This window comes from Mesorhizobium sp. M1E.F.Ca.ET.041.01.1.1 (assembly GCF_003997355.1).
GTDB lineage: Bacteria > Pseudomonadota > Alphaproteobacteria > Rhizobiales > Rhizobiaceae > Mesorhizobium.
This window is the reverse complement of record NZ_RZSL01000729.1, coordinates 1-2591: the sequence shown is the minus strand read 5'-3', so window position 1 is coordinate 2591 and position 2591 is coordinate 1. Positions and strand designations below refer to the sequence as shown.

The following is a 2591-nucleotide window of genomic DNA, read 5'->3' as shown; positions in this document are numbered from 1 at the left end:
TGACGTCAGCCTGTCCGCTTTTATCGAGCGCCGTTTGCAGCACCGGCTTGAAGCTCGTCGGCAGGTCGATGACGTTCGAACTGGCGCTGAGCACCGTCACCAGCCGCTGCACCTGCGTCAGATACCAGCCTATGGCGGTATTGTGGTATTCGGCCATGGCATGGGCGGTGACCGCGGCCGTCACATTCGGATTGCCGTCGCGGTCGCCGCCGATCCACGAGGCGTAGCGCATGAAGGAGGGAATTCTGATCGGCTTGCCCGGATAGTGGCGCTCGAAGGCGCCTTGAAGCTTGCCATAGAGCTGTGGCGTTGCCTCGAAGATCACCTCGCGAAAGAAATGCAGGCTCCAGGCGATTTCGCCTTCGACTGTCGGGCGCTCCAGCCGCAGCTCGCCCGTCATCCACAGAAGCTCGATCTCGCTTTCCAGATCGGCGACCAACAGGTCGCGCTCGCGCGGCGCCCAGCGCGGCTGGTCGAGATCGGTCAGCTTGCGATAGATACGGCGGTGGATCTCCAGCACAGTGACGCGTTTGGCCTCGGTCGGATGGGCGGTCATGGTCGGGCCGACGCAAAGCTCATCGAGCGTCGCCTGGACTTCTTCGCCAGAGTGACCGTTCGCCGCCATCTGGGCGATCACGCTGGCGAAGGATCCGGGCACTTCGCCGGCACCCGCGCCTTGTTCGAGTTCGCGACGCGCCCGCATGGCAAGCAACTCGTCGGCAATCGTCAGCAACTGGAACCAGACGCCGCTCGCCTGAAGCGCCGGGATGCGCTGCTCTGGGGCGAGGGAGACGAGCGACCTGCGCCCGCTTAAGACCGCGGCGATCTCGGGGGCGCGCGCGCTTGCGACCTTAAGCAGCAGGCGCAACAGAAGGCTGCGCTCGTCCTCACGAAATTTGATGCGTCTGCTCTGTTCCAAACCGCTTTCCTGATCCGTCCGCATTGATTGCAGCGCGTAGCCGCGCCCTTGAAGCGCGCCGCGCTGAACCGGATTAACGTCAGGCGACCCGATCAGGGACCGGGCGGCCTTCGAAGAAGGCGGTCAGGTTCTCCACCACCTTCATTCCCATCGCCACCCGCGTTTCCTCGGTCGCGCTGCCGAGATGCGGCAACAGCACGACGTTCTCCAATCGCTTCAGCGCTTCCGGAACGGCCGGCTCGTCGGCAAAGACGTCGAGACCCGCGCCTGCGATCTCGCGCCTTTCCAGCGCGCCGATCAGAGCATCCTGGTCGACGACGTCGCCGCGCGCCGTGTTGATCAGGAAGGCGCCGCGCTGCATCGACCGCAGGCTTCGAGCATCGATGAGATGGCGGTTTTCCGCGCCGCCCGGACAGTGCAGCGAGACGAAATCGGATGCCACGAGCACATCGTCCAAGGTCTGCATCTGCACCGCGCCCATGGCGCGCGTCTCGTCGTCATCGACGGGCGAGCGATTGAAGAACACGATCTTCATGCCGAAGCCGAAATGCGCGCGCTTGGCCGTCGCCTTGCCGATGCGTCCCATGCCGACGATACCCAAGGTCTTGCCCGACACCTTGGCGCCGGCCATGTGGGTCGGCGACCAGCCACGCCACTCTCCGGCCCGCAACTGCCGCTCGCCCTCGCCGGTCCGGCGCGCGACAGCCAACATCAGGCTAAGCGCAAGGTCGGCGGTGCAATCGGTCAGCACGCCCGGCGTGTTGGTCACCACGATGTCGCGGTCGCGAGCCGCCGCGATATCGATATGGCTGAAGCCGACGCCGAAATTGGCGATGATGCGGGTGCGGGCGGCGGTCTCAGGAAACACCGCGACGGGCAAGCGGTCGCTGACCGTTGCCAGGATCGCGTCGAAATCCGCGAAGGCGGAAGTCATCGCGGCAGGACTCAGCGGCTCATCGCTGGCGTTGAGCGTGGTGTCGAAGCGCTCGGCGAGGATAGCTTCGACGGCGGCCGGCCATCTACGGGTAACAATCAAACGCGGTTTCATCGAATTTCTCGCCGATCGATGGGCCGCCGCGATGCTTCCGGCGACCCAGACTTCACATTTTGCGGGCTATGCGGCCGTCACGCCGCCTTCTTCGTCCGCGCCAGCGTATCGGCCACGACCTCGCCGAAGGAGGCGGGGGTCGGCACGATGACGACGCCGGCGTCCTTCAGGATCTCGACCTTCTCCTGCGCCGACTCGCCGAAGGCCGAGATGATCGCGCCGGCATGGCCCATGCGGCGCCCCTTCGGCGCCGAAAGCCCGGCGATGTAGGCAATCAGCGGTTTGCGCATGTTGTCGCGCGCCCAGATCGCGGCTTCCGCTTCCTGTGGCCCTCCGATCTCGCCGATCATCACCACGGCGTCGGTCTCTTCGTCTCGCTCGAAGAGCTGCAGAATGTCCTTGAAGGACGAACCGTTGATCGGATCGCCACCGATGCCGACGCTGGTCGACACGCCGATGCCGAGCGCCTTCATCTGTGAGGCGGCCTCATAGCCCAGCGTGCCGGAGCGGCCGACGATGCCGACGCGGCCGGGGAGATAGATGCTGCCGGGCATGATGCCCATCAGCGCCTGTCCGGGCGTGATGACGCCGGCGCAGTTCGGCCCGACGAGGCGCATGCGGTCC

The 2591-nt window shown here is 65.6% G+C and carries 2 protein-coding genes and 1 pseudogene; all 3 read right to left on the bottom strand.

Annotated elements, in window-relative coordinates; all coding sequences use genetic code 11:
* Positions 1–919 (bottom strand): phosphoenolpyruvate carboxylase (locus EOA38_RS33245; RefSeq protein ID WP_127301221.1); only part of this gene is annotated, 919 nt, incomplete at its 3' end.
* A 79-nt stretch (positions 920–998) separates the two neighbouring features.
* Positions 999–1967 (bottom strand): D-glycerate dehydrogenase, encoded by a 969-nt coding sequence (locus tag EOA38_RS33240; protein WP_126093227.1) that lies wholly within the window; start codon positions 1965–1967, stop codon positions 999–1001.
* 77 nt (positions 1968–2044) lie between these two features.
* Positions 2045–2591, bottom strand: a pseudogene (locus EOA38_RS33235) (succinate--CoA ligase subunit alpha); the annotation flags it as partial.

Coding starts and splice junctions, on each gene's coding strand:
- EOA38_RS33240 (WP_126093227.1), bottom strand. CDS start 1,967: ATGAAACCGCGTTTGATTGTTACCCGTAGATGGCCGGCCGCCGTCGAA.